Source organism: Mediterraneibacter sp. HA8405 (assembly GCF_056148955.1).
In genome coordinates, this window is the sequence record NZ_CM148758.1 from 1,881,438 (window position 1) to 1,907,218 (window position 25,781).

Here is a 25,781-nt window from a genome sequence, read left to right on the forward strand (position 1 = left end):
CGAACAGGACAGACATAGTTCTGTTTCGCTCTTTTTTCAGAAATTTTTTGCTGTAAGTTTCCGGAGTTTCAGCTTGATTTGACTTCCCGCCAGAGTTCATTGTAGATAACTTCGTTTTCATCCCCAAGGAAACGGAAAGTTTCACAGTTTTCAAGCTGAGAGATATCCGGGAATGCAATAGTACTGTTGCGCATCCAGTCGTCTTCGATCAGCGCCTGGCCTGCACTGTTTGGAATAGAATAAGTGATGTATTCAAAATTCATTTTGGCAATATCCGGACGGCAGAGGAAATTGATAAATGCCTCTGCATTTCCTTTGTTACGGGCATTTTTCGGTATAACCCAGGAATCAATCCAGAGATTGGATCCTTCTTTCGGAATGACATATTCAAGATCCGGATTTTCTTCCTGACAGTACAGCGCCTCACCAGAATATATGACTCCTATGGCTGCTTCGTTTCCAATCATTTTATCTCTGACCTGATCCACCACATATGCCTGTACCAGAGGTTTCTGTTCTATCAGCAGTTTTTTTGCCTCTTCCAGTTCATCCAGATCAGTGGAATTCAGCGAATAGCCCAGATATTTCAGAGCAACTCCAAAAGCGTCGCGGACACTATCCTGCATCAGTATGCTGTCTTTATATTTTTCATCCCAGAGGATTCCCCAGCTGTTTACCGGTTCATCTACCATAGTTCTATTGTAAAGAATTCCTACAGTTCCCCAGAGGTAAGGCACACTGTATCTGTTGCTTTCATCAAACTGTGTGGAGAGATCCATATATATGTTGTCAATATATTTTATATTCGGAATGTTATCAAAATTAATCTCTGCCAGAAGATTATTTTCGATCATGCGCTGAACCATATAGTCAGAGGGGCAGACCACGTCATATGCAATTGCGCCCGACTGTACTTTCGGGTACATGATTTCATTTGTTTCATATTCTTCATATATAACATGAATTCCGGTTTCTTCTTCAAACAGGTCGATTACATCAGGATCCAGATACTCGCCCCAGTTGTAGACAATCACCTGTTCGCCGGAGGAGACTGCTCCGTTATTGCCGTAAATAAAGCCGCCGGCTATAATTACACTGATAATTGCAACCGGAACGACCCGCTGGAAAAATATTCGGCTGAATTTCTGGAAAACTCCGAAACGGGTTCGTTTCGTCCGCTGCTTTTCTGCCTTGTGCGGAGACATATTAATCAGTAGCAGCAGAAGAAGTACTGTTACAAACATAATTGTAGACAGAGCATACATTTCCGGTTTGATTCCCTTCCTGACTTCACTGTAGATCTTGGTGGACAGAGTATCTATGCCGGGTCCTTTGGTAAAGTGGGTGATGATAAAATCATCCAGAGACATCGTGAAAGCCAGCAGAAATCCGGAAAAAATTCCGGGCATTATATCCGGAAGCACAACCTTGAAAAAAGCATAGACAGGAGACGCTCCCAGATCAAGAGCTGCTTCATAGGTGCTTTTGCTTGTCTGCTTCAGCTTTGGCATTACACTTAATATCACATAGGGGATGTTAAATGTAATATGAGCCAGCAGAATAGTGGAAAATCCCAGTGTAAAGCGGAATGCAATGAACAGAAGCATCAGAGAGATGCCTGTTACAATATCTGCATTCAGCATGGGGATATTCGTAATTCCCATGAGAAGAGTCCGCATACGCGGTTTCATGGCCTGAATGCCGAGTGAAGCCGCTGTTCCGATCAGTGTGGCAATCAGAGCGGAAAGAAGGGCAATAATCAGCGTGGTATACAGTGCGTTCATAATATCCTCATTCTGAAAAAGCCGGATATACCACTTGCCGGTAAATCCGTCCCATCTGGAGCGGGTTTTGGTATTATTAAAAGACAGTATAACCAGAGTGAAAATCGGCGCATAGAGAATAAGAAAGATCAGCGCCAGATAAGCTTTTTTTGCAGCGCTTTTAATCAAAATGCTGTTCCCTCCCCTTCCTTATCATATTTGGCAATCAGCGCCATGCTTGCAATTATAAAGATCATCAGAACAAGAGAAAGTCCGGAACCTACATTCCAGTTGCTTCCCTGCTTGAATTCCTGCTCAATTACATTTCCGATCAGGAGAATCTTGCTTCCGCCCAGCAGGTCAGAAATAACAAATGTCGTAAGAGACGGAACAAATACCATGGTTATACCGCTTATTATTCCGGGCACGCTCAGAGGCAGAATGATTTTAGTGAAAGTCTGAATGCTGTTTGCGCCAAGATCTCTTGCCGCATAGATTACATCTCCGTCAATTTTGGAGAGCACGTTATATACAGGCAGTACCATAAAGGGCAGAAAATTATAAACCATTCCGAGAATAATGGCTGCCGGCGTGTTTATGAGAGTCTGTTCAGGCAGATGAAAAAATGCAAGAATACTGTTAATTACTCCGTTTTTTTCCAGCAGAGTCTGCCAGGCCAGGGTGCGCAGGAGAAAATTCATCCACATGGGAAGAATAAAAATAAGTACAATGAAGCTTGTCTGGTTCAGGTTTTTTTCTGAGAGAATCATGGCAAGAGGGTAGGCGAGTATCAGGCAGATCAGTGTGCTTACCAGGGAAAGCAGAAGCGCCAGACCCAGTGACTTGAGATTTTCGGGTTCCGCCATTTTCGCAAGATTTAAAAGTGTAAAAGCTCCGTCAGTATCTGTAAGACCATAATATACGATCAGCAGAAGAGGGATAATAATGAATGATACGGCCCAGAAAAGATAGGGGCCGGCCAGCAATCTTCTAGTTTTCAATTCCCGCTGCCTCCTCATCTTCTGATTCCGGTTTCTTCATAATCTGAATATCAAAAGGATCCACGCGGATGCCTACTTCAGTGCCGACCGGAAACATATCTGTACTGTGTACAAGCAGTTCGTAGTTGTTCGCAAGTATGTCCATTTCGTAGTGAACGCCTTTGAAAATCAGATTGGTTACCACACCGTTAATGGTTCCTTCGCCGGGGGATACCAGGTCAATGTCCTCCGGGCGGATTACGGCGTCAACTGCCTTGTTTTGTCCGAATCCTACGTCAACGCACTGCCAGACCGCCCCAAGCATTTTAACCACCTTGTCTTCAACCATAGTGGCAGGAAGAATATTACTGTCTCCGATAAAGTCAGCCACAAAAGCATTCTGCGGTTCATTGTAAATATCTTCAGGAGTTCCGATCTGCTGGATATATCCCTGATTCATAACAACAATAGTATCTGACATGGTAAGAGCTTCTTCCTGATCGTGAGTAACATAAACAAACGTAATGCCGAGTTCGTTTTTCAGCCGCATAAGTTCATACTGCATATCCTGTCTGAGTTTTAAATCCAGCGCGCCAAGCGGTTCATCCAGAAGAAGAACCTTCGGCTCGTTGACAATTGCTCTTGCTATGGCGATTCTCTGCTGCTGACCGCCGCTGAGAGAATCCGGGGTTCGTTCTTCATAGCCTTCCAGATTAACCAGCTTCAGCGCGTACTTTATTTTGTCCCTGATATATGCCTGAGATTTGCCGCGGATTTTCAGACCGAAAGCAATATTTTCGGCAATTGACATATGGGAGAACAGGGCGTATTTCTGAAAAACCGTGTTAAGCTGCCGGCGGTTCGGCGGCAGCTTGTTGATATTCTTCCCGTCAAAGATAATATCCCCGGAATCAGGAGTTTCAAAACCTCCCAGGATACGCAGAAGCGTGGTTTTCCCGCAGCCGCTGGGGCCCAGCAGTGTAAGGAATTCATTCTCGCGTATATAAAGATTCAGTTTGTCAAGTACTATGGTATCATCAAAAGATTTTGTAATATCCACAATATTGATCAGTTTATTGGACATTTTATTCCTCCGTATAAATTTTTCTGACGTGTTCTATGCGTGAACACATGTTTTGCAGCAGCAGATCGGCCAGAGTTATGGCGGTCATGGACTCCACTACCACTACAGCCCGGGGGACGATAAGTGGATCGTGACGTCCTTTGACCAGAATTTCTGTATTCTCTCCGTCTTCATTTACTGTGTCCTGTGGCCGGGAAATGGAGGATGTAGGTTTCACGGCAGCGCGCAGGATCAGGAGAGAGCCGTCGCTTAAGCCGCCAAGTGAACCGCCGGCGTGATTGGTCTTTTTGCATACTTTTTTGCCGTCCATGTAGAAAGGATCATTATTCCGGCTCCCGACAGATGCGGCGGCGAGAAAACCGTCTCCGATTTCTACTCCTTTCACGGCTCCGATGGACATAATTGCCTGGGAAAGAAGCGCGTCAAGCTTGTCAAATACCGGTTCTCCAAGGCCGGCAGGAAGGCCGTCTGCCGTACACTCTATAATTCCGCCGCAGGAATCACACTGAGACATGAGAGTGGAAACGTATTCGGCCGCTTTTTCAGCTATGGCATTATTTGGAAGATAGAAGCTGTTTTCGAATATTTCAGAAAAACAATATTCTTCTTCAGAAACTGTATAGGGTCCGATTGATTTGGAATAAGCACGGACAGAAATTCCCAGTTCTTTCAGAAAAGCAGAAGCCACAGCTCCTGCAGCTACACGCCCGATCGTTTCCCGGCCGGAAGAACGCCCTCCGCCCCTGTAATCCCGGATGCCGTATTTTTCAAAAAATCCGTAGTCCGCATGTCCCGGCCGGAACGTGTGGGCTATATTGCCGTAATCCCGGGATCTCTGGTCCTGATTGCGTACCAGAAGAGAGATTGGGGTACCGGTTGTTTTCCCCTCAAAGACACCGGAGAGAATCTCTACTGTATCTGATTCACTGCGCTTTGTTGTATATTTGCTCTGCCCGGGTCTTCGTCTGTCAAGAAATGTCTGAATTATATTTGCATCCAGAGCAAGCCCGGCCGGGCACCCGTCTATTACAACACCAATTCCTGCTCCGTGGGATTCGCCCCAGGTTGTAATCCGGAACAGTTTTCCAAATGATGATCCACTCATTTTATAAGTCTCCCTTCAAAAAGCTTTTTATTACAGCTGTATTCCGATAAAAAGAAGAAATTTTACCGCATAAAAGTCATTATATAGGAAGACATGAATCGACGCAAGTAAGAGGATAGAAAACTGTGATACATTTGAACAAAAAGAATTCACTGTACTTTTTCTGTTTTTCGTAATATAATGTTGCCGAGATGTTGAAAAAGGAGAGAGATGATTAATAAATGAGTAATGAAAACAAAAAAGACTCCAGAACAACTTCTGAAGAAATAAAAATTCCAGACAGCAGAAACAATACTGATCATACAGAAAAGGACTTGGAAGAAGAAAAAACGGACAAGATACCTGCAGAAGCGGTACTTTCTGCTGCAGAAAGCAGTGAGAGCAGCGAGCCTGATGAGAACGATGAAGGCAGCGTGCCGGAGTCTGACAGGGCAGAGAATCCTGAGGCAGATGCCGCAGATAATGATGTAATTCCATCAGAACAGGGCGCCTGGTCAGATGATGAGGAAGAGGCACAGGAAGTCCTGTCCGGTAAGGAAAGAAGACGCAGACGGCGCCGCGGAAAAAAGAAACGGGAATCCGGAAAATCCGGAAAGAAGGGACTTTTTATCGCGGGAGGTATTATCGGCGGCCTGCTGCTGATATATCTCGGAATATCTGCATTTTTTATCGGTCATTTCTATATCAATACAACAATTAACGGGAAAGACTTTTCCGGAAAAACTATTGCAGATGTAGAAGATTATATTAAACAGCAGGTAGACGGATATGAACTTACGATTGTTGAACAGAATAATGACAGAAATACGATAAAAGGTTCTGAGATCGGACTTGAATATGCTGAAAGTTCGGAAATTCAGGATGCTCTGGATGCGCAGAATCCGCTCTTGTGGCCTGCGGGATTTTTTATAAGATCTGAAGAAAATGTATCAATTGGCGTGAATTATGATGAAGCACTGCTGAATGAAAAATTGCAGTCCATCAAAGCTGTTACGAAAGATCAGACGGAGTCCGTGTCCGCTTATCCTAAATATAACGGCAGAGAGTATGTGATTGAACCGGAGGTTTACGGTTCGGCTGTAAATACAGAAGTGCTGAAAGAAAAGGCTGTCCAGTATATTACGGAATTCAGGGATACGCTGAATATGATGGATGAAGAATGCTATACGATGCCGAAGTATACGTCCGAATCTGAGGAAGTTCAGAATGCCTGTGATATAATGAATCAGTATATAAAGGCACAGATCACATATACAATGGACGAGGAGGTTGTGGTAGACAAAGAACTCATTTCTCAGTGGCTCAGCTGCGATGATGATATGAATGTTACTTTCGATGAAGATGCTGTAGCAGAATGGATGCGTGAATTTGGCAAGAAATATGATACCGTAGGAACGACAAGAAGCATTACAACTCCGGACGGCAAACAGACGGAAGTATCCGGCGGTACATATGGCTGGATTGTAAATGAGGCAGAGGAAACACAGAATCTGATTGAAAATATCAAAAACGGAGAGACTGTGACCAAAGAACCGGAATACAAGCAGACTGCCGCTTCCCGTTCTGAACAGGACTGGGGGACTACGTACGCCGAGGTAGATATATCCGCGCAGAAGATGTGGTATATCGTTGACGGTTCGGTTGCCCTGACTTCCGATGTTGTGACCGGACTTCCGGCGGATGACAGGGACACTCCGACAGGTGTTTATTCTATTCTTTATACAGAAAGAGACTCTACGCTTAAAGGAGAGATTGATCCGGCTACAGGCAAGCCTTCCTATGAAACACCGGTGGCCTTCTGGATGCCTTTTACCTATCAGGGACATGGCTTCCACGATGCCACATGGCAGGCTCAGTTCGGCGGTGACTGGTACTTGTCACATGGCTCCCACGGATGTGTAAATATGCCGTATGACAAAGCATCACAGCTTTTTGAGATGATAACTGCAGGTACGCCGGTTATTATTCATAATTAAAAATGACTGCAGGAAAATAAAATCTGAGTAGTGAGGAAGCAGAATTCTGCTTCCTCATATATATGTGCGCCGGACAGACGCACATTTCTGAAAAATATGAAGGAGTAAAAAATAATAAAATGACATATGAACTTCTGAAAAAAGATGGAAAGGCCAAACGGGCACGTTTTCATACAGTACACGGCACTATAGAAACGCCGGTTTTTATGAATGTAGGAACTGCCGCAGCAATCAAAGGGGCAGTTTCCACAGATGATCTGCGGCAGATTAAAACCCAGGTCGAGCTTTCCAATACTTATCATCTTCATGTCAGACCGGGAGATGAAGTAATAAAAAAACTTGGAGGACTTCACAGGTTTATGAACTGGGACCGTCCAATACTTACGGATTCAGGCGGATTTCAGGTGTTTTCTCTTTCGTCACTCAGAAAAATCAAAGAAGAGGGCGTTCATTTCCACTCTCATGTTGACGGAAGAAAGATATTTATGGGACCGGAGGAAAGTATGCAGATACAGTCAAATCTGGCGTCTACGATTGCCATGGCTTTTGACGAGTGCCCCTCCAGTGTGGCGGACAAAAAGTATATGTCGGATTCCGTAGAGCGGACAACACGCTGGCTTGCCCGCTGCAAAAATGAGATGGCCCGGCTTAATTCTCTGCCTGATACGATTAATCCTCACCAGATGCTTTTCGGGATTAACCAGGGCGGTATTTATGAAGATATCCGGATTGCTCATGCACAGCAGATTACAGAGCTTGATCTGGACGGCTATGCAATCGGAGGCCTGGCGGTAGGAGAAAGCCATGAAGAAATGTACCGGATTCTGGATGCGGTAGTCGGCTATCTGCCTGAAAATAAACCTACTTATCTTATGGGAGTAGGAACTCCGGCAAATATACTGGAGGCTGTAGACCGGGGCGTGGACTTTTTTGATTGTGTATATCCCACCCGGAACGGAAGGCACGGACATGTGTACACAAATCACGGGAAATTAAATCTATTTAATGCAAGGTATGAGCTTGATGACAGACCCATCGAGGAAGGATGCGGCTGTCCGGCCTGCCGAAGTTACAGCCGGGCATATATCCGGCATCTGCTCAAGGCAAAAGAGATGCTTGGCATGAGGCTGTGTGTTCTTCATAATCTGTATTTTTATAATACGATGATGGAGGAAATCAGGGACGCAATTGATGCCGGAGAGTATCAGACGTATAAAAAGAAAAAACTTTCCGCAATGGCCGGACCGACAATAATGAGCTGACGGTTTTTTCCAAAAAGATACTTGAACAATAAGAGGATATTGTGTATAGTATTCTTATCGTCTCCCGGCTTTTTGCTTCTGCCGGAGAGAAGATTGGCGGAACACAAATAGTTAGGAGGAAGTTTAATTATGCAAATGGTAGGATTGCTTGCTGTATATGCAATTATTATCGGAGGAATGTGGTTCCTTCTCATGCGTCCTCAGAAGAAGGAGCAGAAGAGACTTCAGGCTATGCTTTCCACAATGGAAGTTGGAGATACAGCCCTGACCACAAGCGGATTTTATGGCGTTATTATTGACATTACAGACGATGATGTAATTGTAGAATTTGGAAATAATAAAAACTGCCGTATTCCGATGCAGAAATCTGCAATTGCTCAGATCGAGAAACCGAACGCGGAATAAGAATCAGAAAATCCTGTAGTTTGATGCTGCAGGATTTTTTGTATATAGGTATATTTACAGTTTATATAATTTAGAGCGCCCTCTATTTTTGCCGCAAACACTTGAAACAACAGCTGAAATGCGGTATGATAAAGACTATCAGTATTTTTCATTCGAAGGGATGGGGTAAGATGGAATTAAAAATCGGAGTAATTAAGGGAGACGGCATTGGTCCGGAGATTGTGAACGAGGCGTTGAAAGTGCTGGACCGGGTCGGAGAAGTGTATGGACATACATTTTCTTATACACAGCTTCTGATGGGAGGAGCCTCTATTGATGTAAACGGCGTTCCTCTTACAGAGGAAACTTTAAAGCTGGCAAAAGAAAGTGAAGCGGTTCTGATGGGATCCATCGGAGGAGATGCAAAGACCTCTCCCTGGTATCAGCTGGAACCGTCAAAACGGCCGGAAGCAGGGCTTCTTGCTCTGAGGAAGGGGCTGAACCTTTTCGCAAATCTTCGTCCTGCGGTTCTTTACGATGAGCTCAAAGGCGCCTGCCCTCTGAAAGAAGAGATAGCCGAACAGGGATTTGACATGATGATTATGAGAGAACTTACAGGAGGTCTTTATTTCGGAAGCAGGAGCACGGAAGAAGTGAACGGTGTACTGACTGCGAAAGATGAGCTTACATACAATGAGAATGAGATACGCAGAATCGCAATAAGAGCATTTGATATTGCCATGAAACGAAGAAAAAAAGTGACCAGTGTAGACAAGGCAAATGTTCTGGATTCTTCCAGATTGTGGAGAAAAGTAGTAGAAGAAGTATCGTCTGATTATCCGGAAGTTACGCTGGAGCATATGCTTGTCGATAACTGTGCGATGCAGTTGGTGAAGGATCCGGCTCAGTTTGATGTGATCCTGACGGAGAATATGTTTGGGGATATTCTTTCTGACGAGGCAAGTATGGTTACCGGTTCTATCGGAATGCTTGCGTCTGCCAGCCTGAATGAGACAAAGTTCGGACTTTACGAGCCCAGCGGCGGATCTGCTCCGGACATTGCGGGAAAAGGAATAGCAAATCCTATTGCTACAATTCTTTCAGCTGCAATGATGCTGAGATATTCATTTGATCTGGACAAAGAAGCAGATGCCATTGAAAAGGCAGTGGAAGATGTCCTGAAAGACGGATACCGTACGATTGATATTATGTCAGAAGGAAAGATTCAGATCGGCACATCTGAGATGGGCGACAGGATCTGTGAATATATTCAATAATTCAATAGAGTGAATCTGAAAACTAAAATTCAGTCAGAAAGTGAGGAGATTTGATTTGATAAGCGATACAGTTACAAAAGGCGTACAGCAGGCGCCACACAGATCTTTGTTTAATGCACTGGGTATGACACAGGAGGAACTTGACCGGCCGCTGATCGGTGTTGTCAGCTCCTACAGTGAAATTATTCCCGGACATATGAATCTGGATAAAATTACAGAGGCGGTAAAAATGGGGGTTGCCATGGCAGGCGGAACTCCGGTTATGGTTCCGGCAATTGCGGTATGCGATGGTATTGCCATGGGCCATATCGGTATGAAATATTCTCTGGTAACAAGAGATCTGATTGCCGACTCAACTGAGGCACTGGCGCTGGCTCATCAGTTTGACGGACTTGTTATGATACCGAACTGTGACAAAAATGTTCCGGGACTGCTGATGGCAGCGGCAAGGGTGAACATTCCGACAATCTTTGTCAGCGGGGGCCCTATGCTTGCAGGACATGTGAAAGGACAGAAAACCAGTCTTTCCAGTATGTTTGAGGCAGTAGGCTCCTATGCGGCAGGAAAGATTTCAGACGAAGAACTCTGTGAATTTGAAAATAAAGCCTGCCCTACATGCGGTTCCTGCTCAGGTATGTATACAGCAAACAGCATGAACTGCCTGACAGAGGCTCTGGGAATGGGGCTGAAAGGAAACGGAACCATACCGGCTGTATATTCTGCGCGGCTTCAGCTGGCAAAACATGCAGGTATGCAGGTAATGGAACTGGTGAGAAGGAATATTCGTCCGAGAGACATCATTACAGAGAAGGCAATTCTGAATGCCCTTACAGTTGATATGGCGTTGGGATGCTCTACAAACAGCATGCTTCATATCCCGGCCATTGCTCATGAAATCGGTATGGACTTTGAGATTGACTTTGCCAACAGCATCAGCGAAAAAACACCGAATCTCTGTCATCTGGCTCCGGCCGGACATACATATATCGAGGATCTCAATGAGGCAGGCGGCGTATATGCGGTTATGAATGAACTGAATAAAAAAGGACTGCTTTATACAGACTGCATGACGGTTACCGGAAAGACGATCGGCGAAAATATAGAAGGATGTATCAATAAGAATCCGGAAGTAATCCGTCCGATTGATAATCCATATTCTGCTACCGGCGGCCTTGCAGTTCTGAAGGGAAATCTGGCTCCGGACGGAAGTGTAGTAAAGAGATCTGCGGTTTGTGATGAAATGCTGGTACATGAGGGCCCTGCCAGAATATTTGAAAGCGATGAAGAAGCCACAGAGGCGATCAAGAGTGGAAAGATTAATCCGGGTGATGTAATCGTGATCCGATATGAGGGACCGAAAGGCGGCCCGGGCATGAGAGAGATGCTCAATCCTACATCTGCAATTGCAGGGTACGGTCTCGGATCTTCTGTAGCTCTGATTACGGATGGAAGATTCAGCGGCGCTTCCAGAGGAGCATCCATCGGCCATGTATCTCCGGAAGCAGCTGTAGGCGGACCGATCGCGCTGGTGGAAGAAGGGGATATAATCAAAATTAATATTCCTGAACTGAAGCTGGAACTTGATATTTCAGACGAGGAAATGGCAGCCAGAAGAGCAAAATGGCAGCCCAGAGAGCCGAAGGTTAAGACCGGTTATCTGGCCAGATATGCGTCTATGGTTACATCAGGCAACCGGGGGGCAATTCTGGAAATACCAAAGACAGAGGAAACAAAATAACCAGGGAGGAAGGCGCCATGCAGTTAAATGGAGCAGAAATAGTAATAGAGTGCCTGAAGGAGCAGGGAGTAGATACTGTATTCGGATATCCGGGTGGAGCTATTCTTAATGTTTATGACGAATTATATAAACACAGAGATGAGATCCGGCATATTCTTACATCCCATGAACAGGGAGCTTCTCATGCTGCCGACGGCTATGCGCGTGCAACTGGGAAAGTCGGTGTATGCCTGGCAACCAGCGGACCGGGAGCAACTAACCTGGTCACAGGAATAGCCACGGCTTACATGGATTCCATTCCGATTGTAGCGATTACATGTAACGTGGGAGTATCTCTTCTTGGAAAAGACAGCTTCCAGGAAATTGATATTACAGGCATTACATTGCCGATCACAAAATATAATTTCATAGTCAAGGATGTATCTGATCTTGCAGATACAATCCGGAAAGCATTCCGGATTGCGAAAAGCGGCCGTCCTGGCCCGGTTCTGATTGATATTCCGAAAGATGTAACTGCCAATGTAACCGAGTATGAATATAAGGAGGCAGAACAGCCTGCTCGCTCCGAGGTACAGATCAGCCGGGAGGAGCTTGACAGCGCGCTGTCCATGATACGTGCTTCCAGACGTCCGGTGGTCTTCGTCGGAGGAGGCGCAGTCCTTTCCGATGCCAGCGATGAATTATTTGAATTTGTGGAAAAGGTGGATGCGCCGGTAACAGATACCCTTATGGGAAAAGGTGCTTTTCCGGGTACGGATCCGCGTTACACGGGTATGCTGGGAATGCACGGCACAAAAGCTTCAAATTACAGTGTCAGCGAGTGTGATCTTCTGATTGTTGTGGGCGCAAGATTCAGCGACCGTGTGACAGGAAATACAGAGACATTTGCTAAAAACGCGAAAATTCTTCAGATTGATATTGATCCTGCGGAAATGAATAAAAATATTATTATCACCCAGGGAATCGAAGGCGATATTAAAAATGTGCTGAAACTGCTGAATGAGAATCTGGATCAGCAGGAACACAGAGAATGGCTTGAAAAGGTAGAAGATTATAAGGAAAAATATCCTCTGAAATATCATCCGGAAGGACTGACAGGTCCGTTTATAGTAGAAGAAATTTACCGCCAGACAAAGGGAGAGTCTCTTATAGTAACTGAAGTAGGACAGCATCAGATGTGGGCGGCCCAGTACTATAAGTATACAAAGCCCCATACCCTTCTTACATCCGGCGGCCTCGGGACAATGGGGTATGGTCTGGGAGCGGCGCTTGGCGCAAAGACCGGATGCCCGGATAAAACAGTCATCAATATTGCAGGAGACGGATGTTTCCGCATGAATATGAACGAGATTGCCACGGCGGTCAGACACAATATTCCGGTTATTCAGGTTGTGGTAAATAATCATGTGCTTGGTATGGTGCGTCAGTGGCAGGATCTGTTTTATGATGAAAGATATTCCGCAACTGTGCTCAGAGACGCGGTTGATTTTGTAAAGCTGGCCGAGGCAATGGGCGCCGTCGGAATCCGCGCGACAAGTCAGCAGGAATTCAGAGCGGCTCTGGAAGAGGCTCTGACGCTGAACAAACCGGTAGTTATTGACTGTCAGATTGACAGTGATGATAAGGTATGGCCCATGGTTGCTCCGGGAGCATCTATCAGCGATGCATTTGACGAAGAAGATATGGCGAGATAAATCCCGCTGTATATATATAATTGAGGAGGTAGTTAAAATGAGCAGAGTGTACAATTTTTCAGCGGGCCCCGCAGTTCTTCCGGAAGAGGTACTGAAGGAAGCAGCTGCGGAAATGCTGGATTACAACGGGACAGGGATGTCTGTGATGGAAATGAGCCACCGTTCAAAAGCTTTTGAAGAGATCATTACAACGGCAGAACAGGATCTGAGAGATCTGATGAATATCCCTGACAATTATAAAGTGCTTTTCCTTCAGGGAGGAGCTTCCCAGCAGTTCGCAATGATTCCCATGAATCTGATGAAAAACAGGGTTGCTGATTATATTATTACAGGACAGTGGGCAAAAAAAGCGGCAAAAGAGGCAGAAAAATATGGTAAAGTCAACAGAATAGCATCTTCTGAGGACCGTACGTTTTCCTATATTCCGGACTGCAAAGATCTGCCTGTTTCCGAGGATGCAGACTATGTTTACATCTGTGAGAACAATACAATTTATGGGACAAAATTCAAAACTCTTCCGAATACAAAAGGAAAGACTCTGGTAGCGGATGTTTCCTCCTGCTTCCTGTCTGAACCAGTAGATGTGTCCAGATATGGACTTATCTATGGCGGTGTGCAGAAGAATATCGGACCGGCAGGTGTTGTTATTGTAATCATCCGGGAAGATCTGATTACAGAGGATGTGCTTCCGGGCACGCCTACCATGCTCACATATAAAACACACGCGGATGCGAAGTCACTGTATAATACACCGCCGGCATACGGCATTTATATCTGCGGTAAAGTGTTCAAGTGGATCAAGTCTCTGGGCGGACTTGAAGCAATGAAAGAGAGAAATGAAAAGAAGGCAAAAGTTCTCTATGATTTCCTCGATCAGAGCAAACTGTTTAAGGGAACAGTTGAAAAGGAGGACCGCTCTCTTATGAATGTGCCTTTTATTACAGGAGATGCCGATCTGGACGCAAAATTTGTCAAAGAGGCAAAGGCTGCAGGTCTTGAAAATCTGAAAGGGCACCGGACAGTAGGCGGCATGAGAGCCAGCATATACAATGCAATGCCTTATGAAGGCGTTGTTGCGCTGGTAGACTTTATGAAAAAATTTGAAGAGGAGAATCTGTAAAATGTTTAAGTATCATTGTCTGAATCCGATCTCTCATGCAGGACTGGGACAGCTGGATGAAAATTATGTAAACACAGATGAGGCAAAAGAAGCGGATGCCATATTGGTGCGCAGCGCCAAAATGCATGATATGGAATTCGGTCGGAATCTGAAGCTTATTGCCCGCGCCGGCGCCGGAGTGAATAATATTCCTCTGGACAGATGTGCGGAAGAGGGAATTGTCGTATTTAATACACCGGGAGCAAATGCAAACGGTGTAAAGGAAATTGTAATTGCAGGAATGCTTCTGGCAGCAAGAGATATCATCGGCGGTATTAACTGGGTACAGGAATATGAGGAAGACGGTGATATCGCGAAGATTACCGAGAAAAAGAAAAAGGCCTTTGCCGGAACTGAGATTCAGGGCAAAAAACTCGGTGTAATCGGCCTTGGCGCTATCGGAGTTCTGGTGGCAAACGCAGCCGTAAATCTTGGGATGGACGTGTACGGATATGATCCTTATCTGTCGGTGGATGCGGCGTGGAAACTTTCCAGACACATTCATCATGCAAAAACGGTAGATGAGCTTTATAATCAGTGCGATTATATTACAATTCATGTGCCGGCTACGGAAGATACGAAAGGCATGATTGACAAAAACGCGATCGGTCTTATGAAGAAAGGCGTTGTAATTCTCAATTTTGCCAGAGATATTCTTGTGAATCAGGAGGACATTGTGGATGCTCTTGTTTCCGGAAAAGTGCGCTGTTATGTGACAGATTTCCCGACGAAAGAAATTGTGGGTGTTAAAGGGTCCATCGTTATTCCGCACCTGGGTGCATCTACGGAAGAATCTGAGGATAACTGCGCGAAAATGGCGGCATCCGAGCTGAGAGATTTCCTTGAGAATGGAAATATTCACCATTCCGTTAATTATCCGGACTGCGATATGGGCAAAAAGAGCAGTGCCGCAAGAATTACCGTACTTCACAGGAATGTCCCGAAGATGCTCGGACAGTTTACGGGAATCCTGGCAGAAGAAGGGATTAATATTTCCCTGATGACAAATAAAAGCCGTAATGAATATGCTTATACAATGATTGACGTTGACGCAGCTGTACCGGCTGAAGTGGAAAATAAAATTTCTGAAGTGGACGGCGTGCTTCGGGTTAGAATTCTTTAAAAAAGGATACCTGTCGGTAAGGAGAACCAGACCGGCAGGTATATTTTTGATTGATTCACGGGAACATGCAGCAGAAGTGCAGTATAATAAAGTTTTTCGTCCGGTGTGATACGGCAGGCGGAAAGCTTCGAGAAAACTCCCGTGGAAGGTTGTATTGACAAAAAGTGTATAAATGTATACAATTATACAGACGTAGTTTTGTTAATGCATTTATACATGTGTATCAGAGCTATATGCTTTTGCGGCGGGAGGGCATCAGATGGAAGAACATCAGGATTATTCTCTTGGAAGCCGTGTTTTCCAGAAAATCCGGGAAGATATTCTAAACGGCAGATACAAGGAACATGATGAACTCAGAGAAAACACTCTGGGGAAAGAGCTGGGCGTAAGCCGGACTCCGGTGAGAGAGGCGCTGCGTCAGCTGGAGCTTGAGGGGCTGGTAACAATCATACCGAACCGTGGAGCTTATGTGACCGGTATATCCCGCAAGGATATATGGGATATTTATGCAATGCGTTCTATGCTGGAAGGACTTTGTGCCAGATGGGCATCAGAGCATATTACGGATGAGCAGCTGGACAAGCTGGAAGAGGCAATTCTTTTATCTGAGTTTCAGATAAAAAAAGAGTCCGGATTCAATGCATCCCAGGTCGCTGTTCTGGATGGGCAGTTTCATGCGATACTTTATGAAGCGTCCGGAAGCAGAATTTTAAGCCATGTTCTGACGGATTTCCATAATTATGTAAAGATGGCCCGCGTGTCATCTGTCGTATCCGAGGAAAGAGCCCGAAAGTCAATTCGGGAGCATCGCCAGATACTCCGGGCGATCCGGGAACGTGACGCGGATATGGCGGAGCAGCTGGCAAACGAACATATTATGCATGTGATGCAGAATCTGAAAAAACAGGGCTATAACGAAAATTAGGAGGAGACAGCAAAATGGAAAAAATTAAGATGACAACACCTCTTGTAGAGATGGATGGAGATGAAATGACAAGAATTCTCTGGAAAATGATCAAAGAGAATCTTCTTGAACCGTACATTGACCTGAAGACGGAGTATTATGATCTCGGTCTTGAGCATAGAAATGAAACAAACGATCAGGTAACGGTTGATTCCGCTATGGCTACAAAGAAGTATAAAGTGGCTGTAAAATGCGCGACGATCACTCCGAATGCCGCACGTATGGACGAGTATGATCTGAAAGAAATGTGGAAAAGCCCGAACGGAACAATTCGTGCTATTCTTGACGGAACAGTATTCCGTGCTCCTATTGTAGTAAAAGGTATTGAGCCCTGTGTTAAAAACTGGAAGAAACCGATCACAATTGCAAGACATGCTTATGGTGATGTATATAAGGGATCGGAGATGAAGATACCGGGCGCCGGAAAAGTGGAGCTTGTTTATACTGCAGAGGACGGCTCTCAGACAAAAGAGCTGGTTCATGAGTTTGACGGACCGGGAATCGTTCAGGGAATGCACAACCTGAACAAATCCATTGAAAGCTTTGCAAGAAGCTGCTTTACATATGCCCTGGATACCCACCAGGATCTCTGGTTCGCGACAAAAGACACAATCTCCAAGAAGTATGATCATACATTTAAAGATATTTTCCAGGAGATTTATGACGCGGAATTTGCTGACAAATTTGAAGCTGCAGGAATCGAATACTTCTATACTCTGATTGACGACGCGGTTGCCCGCGTAATGAAATCAGAAGGAGGATATATCTGGGCATGCAAGAATTATGACGGCGATGTAATGAGCGATATGGTTTCTTCTGCTTTCGGTTCTCTCGCAATGATGACCTCTGTCCTTGTTTCTCCGGAAGGATATTATGAGTATGAAGCAGCCCACGGAACAGTACAGCGTCACTATTATAAACACCTGAAAGGAGAGGAAACATCCACAAATTCCGTTGCAACAATATTCGCATGGACAGGCGCGCTCAGAAAACGGGGAGAACTGGACGGTATTCAGGAACTGTGCGATTTTGCAGACCGCCTGGAAAAAGCCACAATCGATACAATTGAGTCAGGAGAGATGACAAAAGACCTGGCACTGATCACAACCATAGAAAATCCGACCGTATTAAACAGCGAAGGATTCATCAAAGCGATCGCAAAGAGACTGTAAATTTGAATTGTGAGGAGGATAACTTCCGCCGGGGAGTCCGGGTATGGAGCCGGAGAGCACGCTTTCGCTCGGAACGCGGCGCAGCGGTACATAAGAGCGCAAAAGACGCGCTCTAAGTGCCGGCGCCGCTTTACGGCTCTCCATCACCATACCCGGACTTCCCGGCTGCGTTTTTCCCACTCACAATTCCAAATTCAAACAAGAAGAAACGAAGCCAGAACTTTATCGGCTGACACAAGACTGTATTCCGCGCTGCTGTTTGAAAGCAGGTGTATTTTCCTGTTTCAAAAGCGGAAATCGGATGAATAGTCAGCCGTAGTCGAAATAGTTCTGTCTTTGTTTTTGTTTGTTGAATTTGAAATTATCAGTGGCAGTGCCGATTGGAAAAGAACAGAAAATGGTGGAATACGGACGATTTATTCTCACTTCGTATTCTGACATTTTCGGACTTTTTTCAATCGCATGCCGCAGATAAATTCAAATTTCAAGCTCTGCCCAGCGTTCGTACAGTTCTTCCAGCCGGGCTTCGTTTTCGCTTTTTTCCTGTGCCAGTTCCTGGCATTTTACGGAGCTGGAGTATACTTCTTTCAGTGTCAGTTCATAGTCAATCTGGGTATTTCTTTCTTCCAGCCGGCTGATTTCTTCTTCGGTTTTTTTAAGATCGTTTTTTCTTTTCCTTTCCTTTGCCTGCAGTTCTTTCTGTTCCTGCCAGCTGAGTTTTGAACCGGACGGAGCGGAGGCGCTGTCAGAGTCTGCAGACACAACAGAGGAAGCGGCCGGAGAAAGAGCAGAGCCCGTTCTGCCGCCAACGGAGGAAACTGCATAAGCACGGGTCAGTTCTTCTCTCTTTTCAAGATAATAATCATAATTCCCGATATAGTTAACAAAGGTCTGGTTTACCAGTTCCAGGATACGGGAAGCGGTCTGATTGATAAAGTATCTGTCGTGAGAGACATAGAGTACAGTACCGCTGTAATTGTTCAGAGCTTCTTCAAGGATCTCTTTTGATGTAATATCCAGATGGTTGGTAGGTTCGTCCAGAATGAGAAAGTTGGCTTCCGAGAGCATCAGCTTTGCCAGAGAAACCCGGCCTTTTTCGCCTCCGCTCAGAGAAGAGATTTCCTTAAAAACATCATCCCCGGTGAACTGAAAAGCTGCCAGGGTATTGCGGATTTCCGTATTTGTAAGAGTGGGATAGTCGTCGGAAATTTCCTGGAATATCGTTTTATTGTCATGAAGTACATGGTGCTCCTGATCGTAATAGCCGATATTTACTTTTGCGCCCAGAGTGAACGAACCTTTGTCTGCAGGAATAACCTGATTCAGTATTTTTAACAGTGTGGTCTTTCCGGTCCCGTTATCACCGATTACCGCCACATGTTCTCCGCGTTTGATATCAAAGCTGACATCGTGAAAAAGAGTTTGTCCGTCAAACTGTTTTGACAGATTTTCCACGGAAAGTACATCATTTCCGCTTATGCAGGAGGGTTCAAGTGAAAAGAACATTTCTCCGGAAGTTTCCAGAGGTTTTTCTACCGGCGTCATTTTACTGAGCATTTTTTCCCGGCTTTCTGCCCGGCGTATGGACTTTTCCCGGTTGAAGGAGCGGAGTTTATCAATGACGGCCTGCTGGTGCCGGATTTCTCTCTGCTGGTTCAGGTATTCTTTCAGACGGGCGTCCCGCAGCATCTGCTTTTTTTCTGAATAAGCCTTATAATTTCCCATATACATCTGAATGTGTCCGCGTTCGACTTCAATTACTTTTGTGGCGACCCGGTTCAGAAAATAGCGGTCATGGGAGACAATTAGAACAGCTCCCGGATAATTCATCAGATAATTTTCCAGCCATGCAATGGAGTTCAGATCCAGATGGTTGGTGGGCTCGTCAAGAAGCAGGATATCCGGGTTTTTCAAAAGCAGCTTACCGAGTGAAACTCTCGTTTTCTGTCCGCCGGAAAGCGTGTCAGTCTGTTTGGAAAAGGCGTCTTCGGAAAATCCCAGGCCTTTTAGAACACCTGTAATTTCACTTTCGCAGGCATATCCGTTTTTGGCTTCAAAATCAGACTGAAGTCGGTTGTATGTTTCCAGCCTGGCATTCAGTGCGTCGCCTGACAGATTTTTTAATTCCTGCTCAATGGAACGCAGCTGCTGTTCCATTCTGAATATATCGGCCTTTGCGCTTTTGACTTCTTCATAGATGGTACTTCCTTTCTGCATTGTCTGGTGCTGAGCCAGATAACCTATGGTTTTTCCTTTGGCGAGAATTACTTCTCCTGAATCCAGCGGTTCATTTCCGATAATCATTTTCAGAATTGTTGTCTTGCCGGCTCCATTCACCCCTACAAGAGCAGCTTTTTCACGCTCTTCAATATGGAAGGAGCCATTGGAAACAATGACCTGATCGCCGAAAGCTTTCTCTATATTATGACATGCCAGTATCATGTTTTTTCTCCTTGTAAAAATTGTATATAAATCGAGTTATTACAGTCCAATGACCATTATAACGGAAAAACGGGAAAAGTAAAGTTTGACATAATATTAACTATTTTATATAATAAAAAATGATTGCGAAAAAGCGTACTTGAATGATGGAGGTCGGTGAACATTGGAACATAGAAAAATATCCCGCGCAGTGATTTCCAGACTGCCGAGATACTACAGGTATCTTGGAGATCTGCTGGAGGCGGGCGTAGAGAGGATATCTTCCAATGATCTGAGCAAGAAGATGCAGGTGACTGCATCGCAGATCAGACAGGATTTAAATAATTTTGGCGGTTTTGGCCAGCAGGGATACGGGTATAATGTAAAGTATCTCTACACGGAGATCGGCAAGATTCTCGGCCTTGACAGAACACATAATTTTATCATTATCGGAGCGGGAAATCTTGGACAGGCGCTTGCAAATTATGCTTCTTTTGAGAGGAGCGGGTTTGTTTTAAAAAGTCTTTTTGATGTCAATCCCCGGTTGGAGGGGGTGGCAATCAGAGGGATACCGGTAAGAATGATGGATGAACTTGTAGATTTCCTTAAAGAAAATGATATTGAGATCGCGGCGCTTACTATTCCGAAGTCAAAGGCGGTTGAAGTTGCTGACATTCTGGTGGAGAACGGAATCAAGGCAATCTGGAATTTTGCACATACAGATCTGGATCTCCCGGACGATGTAATTGTAGAGAGTGTACACCTTTCAGACAGTCTTATGACACTGTCCTATAATGTCAGTCAGCGTATGGAAGGATTTGAAGAATAGAAAAAAGATGTTTATGAAAGAACCCCGCAGCATGCTGCGGGGTTCTTAAGAGAAAGGACGGGTGTGAAATGAGATATCTCCCAGACGGAAAACAGATGAAGGAAGCAGACAGACATACCATCGAAGATCTGGGCGTTCCTTCCCTTGTGCTCATGGAGAGAGCGGCGCTTAAGACTGTGGAGACTATGGAAAAAAGAGGTATTGATACGTCAAAAGCACTGATCGTCTGCGGCAGCGGAAATAACGGAGGGGACGGCTTTGCGGCGGCCAGAATTCTGACAGAAAAAGGCAGGCAGGCAGACATCGTCTTTGCAGGAAAAGAGTCTTCCATGAGTGAAGAGTGCAGGGTACAAAAGCAGATTGCCGAAAAGATGGGACTTCGGATTTTCACGGAATTCCCGGAAGAAGAATATACTGTTATAATCGACGCTGTTTTTGGTGTAGGTTTAAGCCGGGAGATCAGCGGTTCTTATAAAGACATAATCCAGGCAATGAATCATGCTCCCGGACGCAAGGTGGCTGTAGATATTCCTTCCGGTGTGTGCGCGCAGGACGGCCGGGTTCTGGGAACTGCATTCTGTGCGGAACTGACGGTTGGAATGGCCTGTACGAAACTGGGCTGTGAGCTGTATCCCGGAAAGAATTATGCCGGTGAAACAGTAGCTGTGCCTATCGGCATTAATCCGGAAATCTTTTCGGACAGCAAAGAAGTGTGCTGCACTTATGACCGGGATGATCTGTTCCGGCTTCTCCCGCTCAGAAAACCGGATTCCCATAAGGGCAGTTATGGGAAAGTCCTGATGATTACAGGAAGTTACGGAATGGCCGGAGCTTCCTGTCTGGCAGCCCGGGCAGCATATACAGCGGGGGCAGGGCTTGTGCAGATCTATACGCCTGAGGAAAACCGGGTGATTGTTCAGCAGCTTCTTCCGGAAGCAGTGCTGTCCTGTTATACCGGTTATGATGAAAAGAAACTGGATGAACTTCTTGACTGGGCAGATGTGGTATGTATCGGATGCGGTCTGGGAACAGACCGGCAGGCGGAGAAACTTCTGGTTCATACAATGGAGAAGGTAAAGGTGCCATGTGTAGCAGATGCAGACGGTATCAATCTTCTCAGCAGAAACAGAGAACTGTTGAACCGTATTGCGGCTCCGCTGATTCTGACTCCTCATATGATGGAAATGTCCCGCCTGACAGGAACTGCGGTAAAAGAAATAAAAGAAAACAGAATGGAGATTCTCAGAAAATTTACAGAAAACTGTCCTGCAGTATGTGTGCTGAAGGACAGCAGGACAATTGTAGCTGAGAAGGGCAGGCATCCTTTTGTTAATCTCGCGGGAAACAGCGGGATGGCGAAAGCGGGTTCCGGCGATGTGCTCGCGGGAGTAATCACAGGCCTTCTGGCCCAGGGTATGTCACCGTTTGAAAGCGCGGCCCTGGGTGTGTATCTTCACGCCTGCGGAGGCGATGAAATCAGAGACTGTCTGGGCAGTTACAGTATACTGGCACGGGATTTGATTCAGGGAATCCAGAAATGTATGAAAAAGGCGGAGGAACAGAAATGAAAGAGTACAACAGAGTATACGCAAAGATAGATCTGGATGCAGTTGCATATAATATGGAACAGATGAAAAACAGAATCGGCGGCGGCGCCAGACTGATTGCGGTGGTAAAAACGGATGCTTACGGACACGGCGCAGTACCTCTCGCGGAAGTATTCGAGAAACTTGACTATGTGTGGGGATATGCGGTGGCAACTCTGGATGAAGGCATTGTCCTGAGAAAGCACGGAATAAAAAAACCGATCCTTGTTCTGGGGTGTGTTTTCCCGGATCAGTATGATGATATGGTCAGAAATGAGATCCGGGCGGCTGTATATATGGAAGAGATGGCCGGAAAAATAGCAGAAGCTGCAGAAAGAGCGGGAAAGAAAGCCTATATTCATATCAAGGTTGATACCGGTATGGGAAGGATCGGATTTCCGGTTACGGAAGAAAGCGCAGATATAATTGAACGTATCAGCAGAATGGAGAATATAGAGGTCGAAGGGATGTTCACCCATTTTGCCAAAGCTGATGAAAGAGATAAGACATATACTTATGAGCAGCACAGAAAATTCATGTGGATGAAGGAACAGATGGAAAAGCGGAATGTAGAAATTCCTTACTATGACTGCGACAATAGTGCGGGTATCATTGACTTCCCGGATATGAAGCATGATCTGGCCAGGGCAGGCATATCTACATACGGCATGTATCCTTCAGAGGAAGTAAACCGGGACGCGGTTGATCTGAAACCGGTTCTGTCTCTGGTCAGCCATGTCATTTTTGTCAAGACGGTAGAGCCGGGGACATCCATCAGTTATGGAGGAACCTTTGTTGCTCCAAAACAGATGAAAGTAGCTACGATCCCTGTTGGATACGGAGACGGATATCCACGTTCCTTGTCCAATAAAGGCTGCGTACTGATTCATGGAAAAAGAGCCAGGATTCTGGGAAGAGTGTGTATGGATCAGTTTATGGTGGATGTGACAGATATTCCGGAAGTACAATTTATGGATCAGGCTGTTCTGATTGGAGAAGATCAGGATGACAGAATAACGGTAGAGGAGCTTGCGGAGCTCAGCGGCAGATTCAATTATGAATTTGTCTGCTGCCTTGGAAAACGTATTCCCAGAGTGTACACATCCGGAGGACAGATTGTAAAACAGACAGACTGCTTTGAGTAGTGGTATTATGCCGTGAGCATAGCACCAGGAATTGTAACGTACGGTCTGAACAGCTTCTTTTGAATACATCCGAGAAAAACGGAAATACTGAAGTATGCTTCTTTTATGTGAGAAACATGAAAAAAGAATGCAAGTATGGAATCGGAGTGTGAAAGAGTTGAATATCAGACGTGGAGATATTTTTTATGCAGATTTAAGCCCGGTAGTCGGTTCTGAGCAGGGAGGAATCCGTCCTGTTCTTATCATTCAGAATAATGTGGGAAACCGGCACAGTCCGACTGTGATCTGTGCCGCCATTACATCAAAAATGAATAAGGCGAAACTTCCGACTCATATAGAAATCAGCGCCAGCAGCTATAAGATTGTAAAGAATTCTGTGATTTTGCTGGAACAGATCCGCACGATCGACAAACAGCGGCTCAAAGAATTTGTATGCCACATTGATCCGGATATGATGAAAAATGTAGACCAGGCCATTCGTGTCAGCCTGGAGCTTCCTACATAGACTTCTTTACAGAATGTGAAAAGAGTGATAAAATTGAAAGGCGTATAGTGCGGACAGCGCCTGCGGGCGCCGCTTTTAATGAGAGAAAGAGAAAAGAGGAGAATATACCATGTCAGGACATTCAAAATTTGCCAACATTAAACATAAGAAAGAGAAAAATGATGCTGCAAAGGGAAAGATTTTTACAAAAATCGGACGTGAGCTTGCGGTCGCCGTTAAAGAGGGAGGCGGCGCGGATCCGGCCAATAACAGCAGACTGCGTGATGTAATTGCAAAAGCCAAGGCAAATAATATGCCCAATGATACAATTGAGAGAAATATTAAGAAGGCTGCCGGAGAAGGTTCCGCAGATAATTATGAGCATATTACATATGAAGGCTATGGCCCCAACGGAACGGCAATTATCGTAAAAACACTTACTGACAATAAAAACAGGACAGCTTCAAATGTAAGAAATGCCTTTACAAAGGGAAATGGAAATGTAGGAACTCCCGGATGTGTATCTTTTATGTTTGACGAAAAGGGGCAGATCTTTGTCGCAAAAGAAGACTGCGATATGGATGCGGACGAACTGATGATGCTTGCTCTGGATGCAGGCGCTGAAGATTTTGTTGAGGATGAGGAAAGCTATGAGATTCTTACCGCTCCGGATGCATTCAGCGATGTGCGCCTGAAGCTGGAGGAGGCAGGAATTGCCATGGCAGAAGCTGAAGTGACCATGATTCCTCAGACGTATGTGGAACTGACAAATGAAGAAGATAAAAAAAATATCCAGAAAACTCTGGATCTGCTTGAGGAGGACGATGACGTTCAGGACGTTTATCACAACTGGAGTGAGTAAAGGAGCAGAAAATGGAGAAAGAAAAGACTCGTAATGAATTGATAGCCGTATTTGAAGAAACAATGAAGTGCAAATTCAGAAAGAAACATTACGCTTCTGATATGGAAGAAATGATTAAAAAACACGCCGCTTTTCTCCAGGAAACAATAGAGCAGTGCGAAGAATCCGAAGAAGCCAGAGAATTTGTGATTTCCTGTATTCCGGAATATGCACTTTCACAGCTTAATGAGATTTCTTCCAAGAGAAAGCGGGAACTTGCAGCATTTGATTATAATCTGAATATGGTTGCTTATTTTCTGCCTCTTCTGGGAGAAATGAAATCCGAAAAAAAGGACGAGCTTATCAGTGATATAACAGAGAGATGGAATAAACAGATTCCGGACGCAAAGATTGCTTTTTCCAGTTATGAGAATATACAAAAAGGATTCCGAAGAAGCGTTTTTTGCTATATCACGACAGCGGTCTGCAATAGTCTGGGCAGACCGGATGACTGCTACGAATTGAATACACTGCGGAATTACAGGGATTCTTATCTTCTTTCTAGTGATGAAGGAAAAGAAATGGTTCAGGAGTATTACAATATAGCTCCTACCATAGTAAAGCGGATCGATAAAAAGAAAGAGGCGGATCAGATTTATGAAGATATCTGGAAGACCTATCTGAGTCCCTGTATTACTATGATTGAGAACGGAGAAAATGAAAAGTGCAGAGATCTGTACAGCAGTATGGTAAAGAAACTTGAAGCACAGTATTTATACTTACAGGAGGATTAA

At 45.0% G+C, this 25,781-nt stretch carries 21 protein-coding genes; 16 read left to right on the plus strand and 5 right to left on the minus strand.

Translation table 11 applies throughout. The features are described from left to right. Window positions 1-68 precede the first annotated feature (68 nt). From AC0QUU_RS08815 to aroC, 4 genes are read right to left on the minus strand one after another with little or no spacing between them, the layout of a single operon-like run. Window positions 69-1,952, minus strand: a complete 1,884-nt coding sequence (locus AC0QUU_RS08815) for an extracellular solute-binding protein (protein WP_474542174.1) — start codon at window positions 1,950-1,952, stop codon at window positions 69-71. Continuing rightward, a complete protein-coding gene (locus tag AC0QUU_RS08820) occupies window positions 1,949-2,764 on the minus strand; it encodes an ABC transporter permease (protein ID WP_474542175.1) in 816 nt (271 codons plus the stop codon). Before AC0QUU_RS08820 ends, AC0QUU_RS08815 begins: the two co-directional genes overlap by 4 nt. Then, window positions 2,754-3,827 carry an ABC transporter ATP-binding protein gene (locus AC0QUU_RS08825; RefSeq protein WP_474542177.1) on the minus strand — a complete coding sequence of 358 codons (1,074 nt, stop codon included), beginning with the start codon at window positions 3,825-3,827 and terminating at the stop codon, window positions 2,754-2,756. The genes AC0QUU_RS08820 and AC0QUU_RS08825 overlap by 11 nt, the downstream gene beginning before the upstream one ends. Window position 3,828: 1 nt before the next feature. Continuing rightward, the gene (aroC, locus tag AC0QUU_RS08830; RefSeq protein ID WP_474542178.1) at window positions 3,829-4,932 is read right to left on the minus strand and encodes a chorismate synthase; all 1,104 of its coding nucleotides are present in this window, start codon (window positions 4,930-4,932) and stop codon (window positions 3,829-3,831) included. A gap of 221 nt (window positions 4,933-5,153) precedes the next feature. Here aroC and AC0QUU_RS08835 point away from each other — a divergent pair, with 221 nt between their 5' ends. From AC0QUU_RS08835 to AC0QUU_RS08880, 10 genes are all read left to right on the plus strand, one after another. Beyond that, complete coding sequence (locus AC0QUU_RS08835) at window positions 5,154-6,908, plus strand: L,D-transpeptidase family protein (RefSeq protein ID WP_474542179.1); 1,755 nt, start codon at window positions 5,154-5,156, stop codon at window positions 6,906-6,908. A gap of 119 nt (window positions 6,909-7,027) precedes the next feature. Further along, on the plus strand, window positions 7,028-8,170 hold the full coding sequence (gene tgt / locus AC0QUU_RS08840; protein ID WP_474542181.1) for a tRNA guanosine(34) transglycosylase Tgt: 1,143 nt from the start codon (window positions 7,028-7,030) through the stop codon (window positions 8,168-8,170). Between the two features lie 129 nt (window positions 8,171-8,299). Next, window positions 8,300-8,575 (plus strand): preprotein translocase subunit YajC, encoded by a 276-nt coding sequence (yajC, locus tag AC0QUU_RS08845; RefSeq protein WP_474542183.1) that lies wholly within the window; start codon window positions 8,300-8,302, stop codon window positions 8,573-8,575. A 170-nt stretch (window positions 8,576-8,745) separates the two neighbouring features. Continuing rightward, window positions 8,746-9,831 carry a 3-isopropylmalate dehydrogenase gene (gene leuB / locus AC0QUU_RS08850; RefSeq protein WP_474542185.1) on the plus strand — a complete coding sequence of 362 codons (1,086 nt, stop codon included), beginning with the start codon at window positions 8,746-8,748 and terminating at the stop codon, window positions 9,829-9,831. 55 nt (window positions 9,832-9,886) lie between these two features. Next, window positions 9,887-11,569, plus strand: coding sequence for a dihydroxy-acid dehydratase (ilvD, locus tag AC0QUU_RS08855; RefSeq protein ID WP_474542188.1), 1,683 nt, complete (start codon window positions 9,887-9,889; stop codon window positions 11,567-11,569). Window positions 11,570-11,586: 17 nt separating this feature from the next. Continuing rightward, window positions 11,587-13,263, plus strand: coding sequence for a biosynthetic-type acetolactate synthase large subunit (ilvB, locus tag AC0QUU_RS08860; RefSeq protein ID WP_474542189.1), 1,677 nt, complete (start codon window positions 11,587-11,589; stop codon window positions 13,261-13,263). Window positions 13,264-13,300: 37 nt separating this feature from the next. Next, a complete protein-coding gene (gene serC / locus AC0QUU_RS08865; protein ID WP_474542190.1) occupies window positions 13,301-14,383 on the plus strand; it encodes a 3-phosphoserine/phosphohydroxythreonine transaminase in 1,083 nt (360 codons plus the stop codon). 1 nt (window position 14,384) lies between these two features. Then, on the plus strand, window positions 14,385-15,545 hold the full coding sequence (locus tag AC0QUU_RS08870) for a phosphoglycerate dehydrogenase (RefSeq protein WP_474542192.1): 1,161 nt from the start codon (window positions 14,385-14,387) through the stop codon (window positions 15,543-15,545). A gap of 259 nt (window positions 15,546-15,804) precedes the next feature. Beyond that, a complete protein-coding gene (locus AC0QUU_RS08875) occupies window positions 15,805-16,470 on the plus strand; it encodes a GntR family transcriptional regulator (protein WP_474542194.1) in 666 nt (221 codons plus the stop codon). Between the two features lie 14 nt (window positions 16,471-16,484). Next, on the plus strand, window positions 16,485-17,681 hold the full coding sequence (locus AC0QUU_RS08880) for an NADP-dependent isocitrate dehydrogenase (RefSeq protein WP_474542196.1): 1,197 nt from the start codon (window positions 16,485-16,487) through the stop codon (window positions 17,679-17,681). Between the two features lie 477 nt (window positions 17,682-18,158). On the opposite strand, the gene abc-f is transcribed toward AC0QUU_RS08880, so the two are convergent. Then, window positions 18,159-20,123, minus strand: a complete 1,965-nt coding sequence (gene abc-f, locus AC0QUU_RS08885) for a ribosomal protection-like ABC-F family protein (protein ID WP_474542198.1) — start codon at window positions 20,121-20,123, stop codon at window positions 18,159-18,161. A 163-nt stretch (window positions 20,124-20,286) separates the two neighbouring features. Between abc-f and AC0QUU_RS08890 the strand changes: the two genes are divergently transcribed. The 6 genes from AC0QUU_RS08890 to AC0QUU_RS08915 all read left to right on the plus strand — a co-directional run bounded on the left by AC0QUU_RS08890 (window position 20,287) and on the right by AC0QUU_RS08915 (window position 25,781). Then, entirely contained in the window at window positions 20,287-20,931 is a 645-nt protein-coding gene (locus tag AC0QUU_RS08890) for a redox-sensing transcriptional repressor Rex (protein ID WP_474542200.1), read from the plus strand. Between the two features lie 68 nt (window positions 20,932-20,999). Beyond that, window positions 21,000-22,499: an NAD(P)H-hydrate dehydratase gene (locus tag AC0QUU_RS08895; RefSeq protein ID WP_474542202.1), complete on the plus strand. Its 1,500-nt coding sequence runs from the start codon at window positions 21,000-21,002 to the stop codon at window positions 22,497-22,499. Continuing rightward, the gene (gene alr, locus AC0QUU_RS08900) at window positions 22,496-23,662 is read left to right on the plus strand and encodes an alanine racemase (RefSeq protein ID WP_474542204.1); all 1,167 of its coding nucleotides are present in this window, start codon (window positions 22,496-22,498) and stop codon (window positions 23,660-23,662) included. Before AC0QUU_RS08895 ends, alr begins: the two co-directional genes overlap by 4 nt. A 157-nt stretch (window positions 23,663-23,819) precedes the next feature. Then, a complete protein-coding gene (locus AC0QUU_RS08905) occupies window positions 23,820-24,167 on the plus strand; it encodes a type II toxin-antitoxin system PemK/MazF family toxin (RefSeq protein ID WP_474542205.1) in 348 nt (115 codons plus the stop codon). A gap of 109 nt (window positions 24,168-24,276) precedes the next feature. Next, window positions 24,277-25,008, plus strand: coding sequence for a YebC/PmpR family DNA-binding transcriptional regulator (locus AC0QUU_RS08910; RefSeq protein WP_474542206.1), 732 nt, complete (start codon window positions 24,277-24,279; stop codon window positions 25,006-25,008). A gap of 11 nt (window positions 25,009-25,019) precedes the next feature. Beyond that, on the plus strand, window positions 25,020-25,781 hold the full coding sequence (locus tag AC0QUU_RS08915) for a CFI-box-CTERM domain-containing protein (protein WP_474542208.1): 762 nt from the start codon (window positions 25,020-25,022) through the stop codon (window positions 25,779-25,781).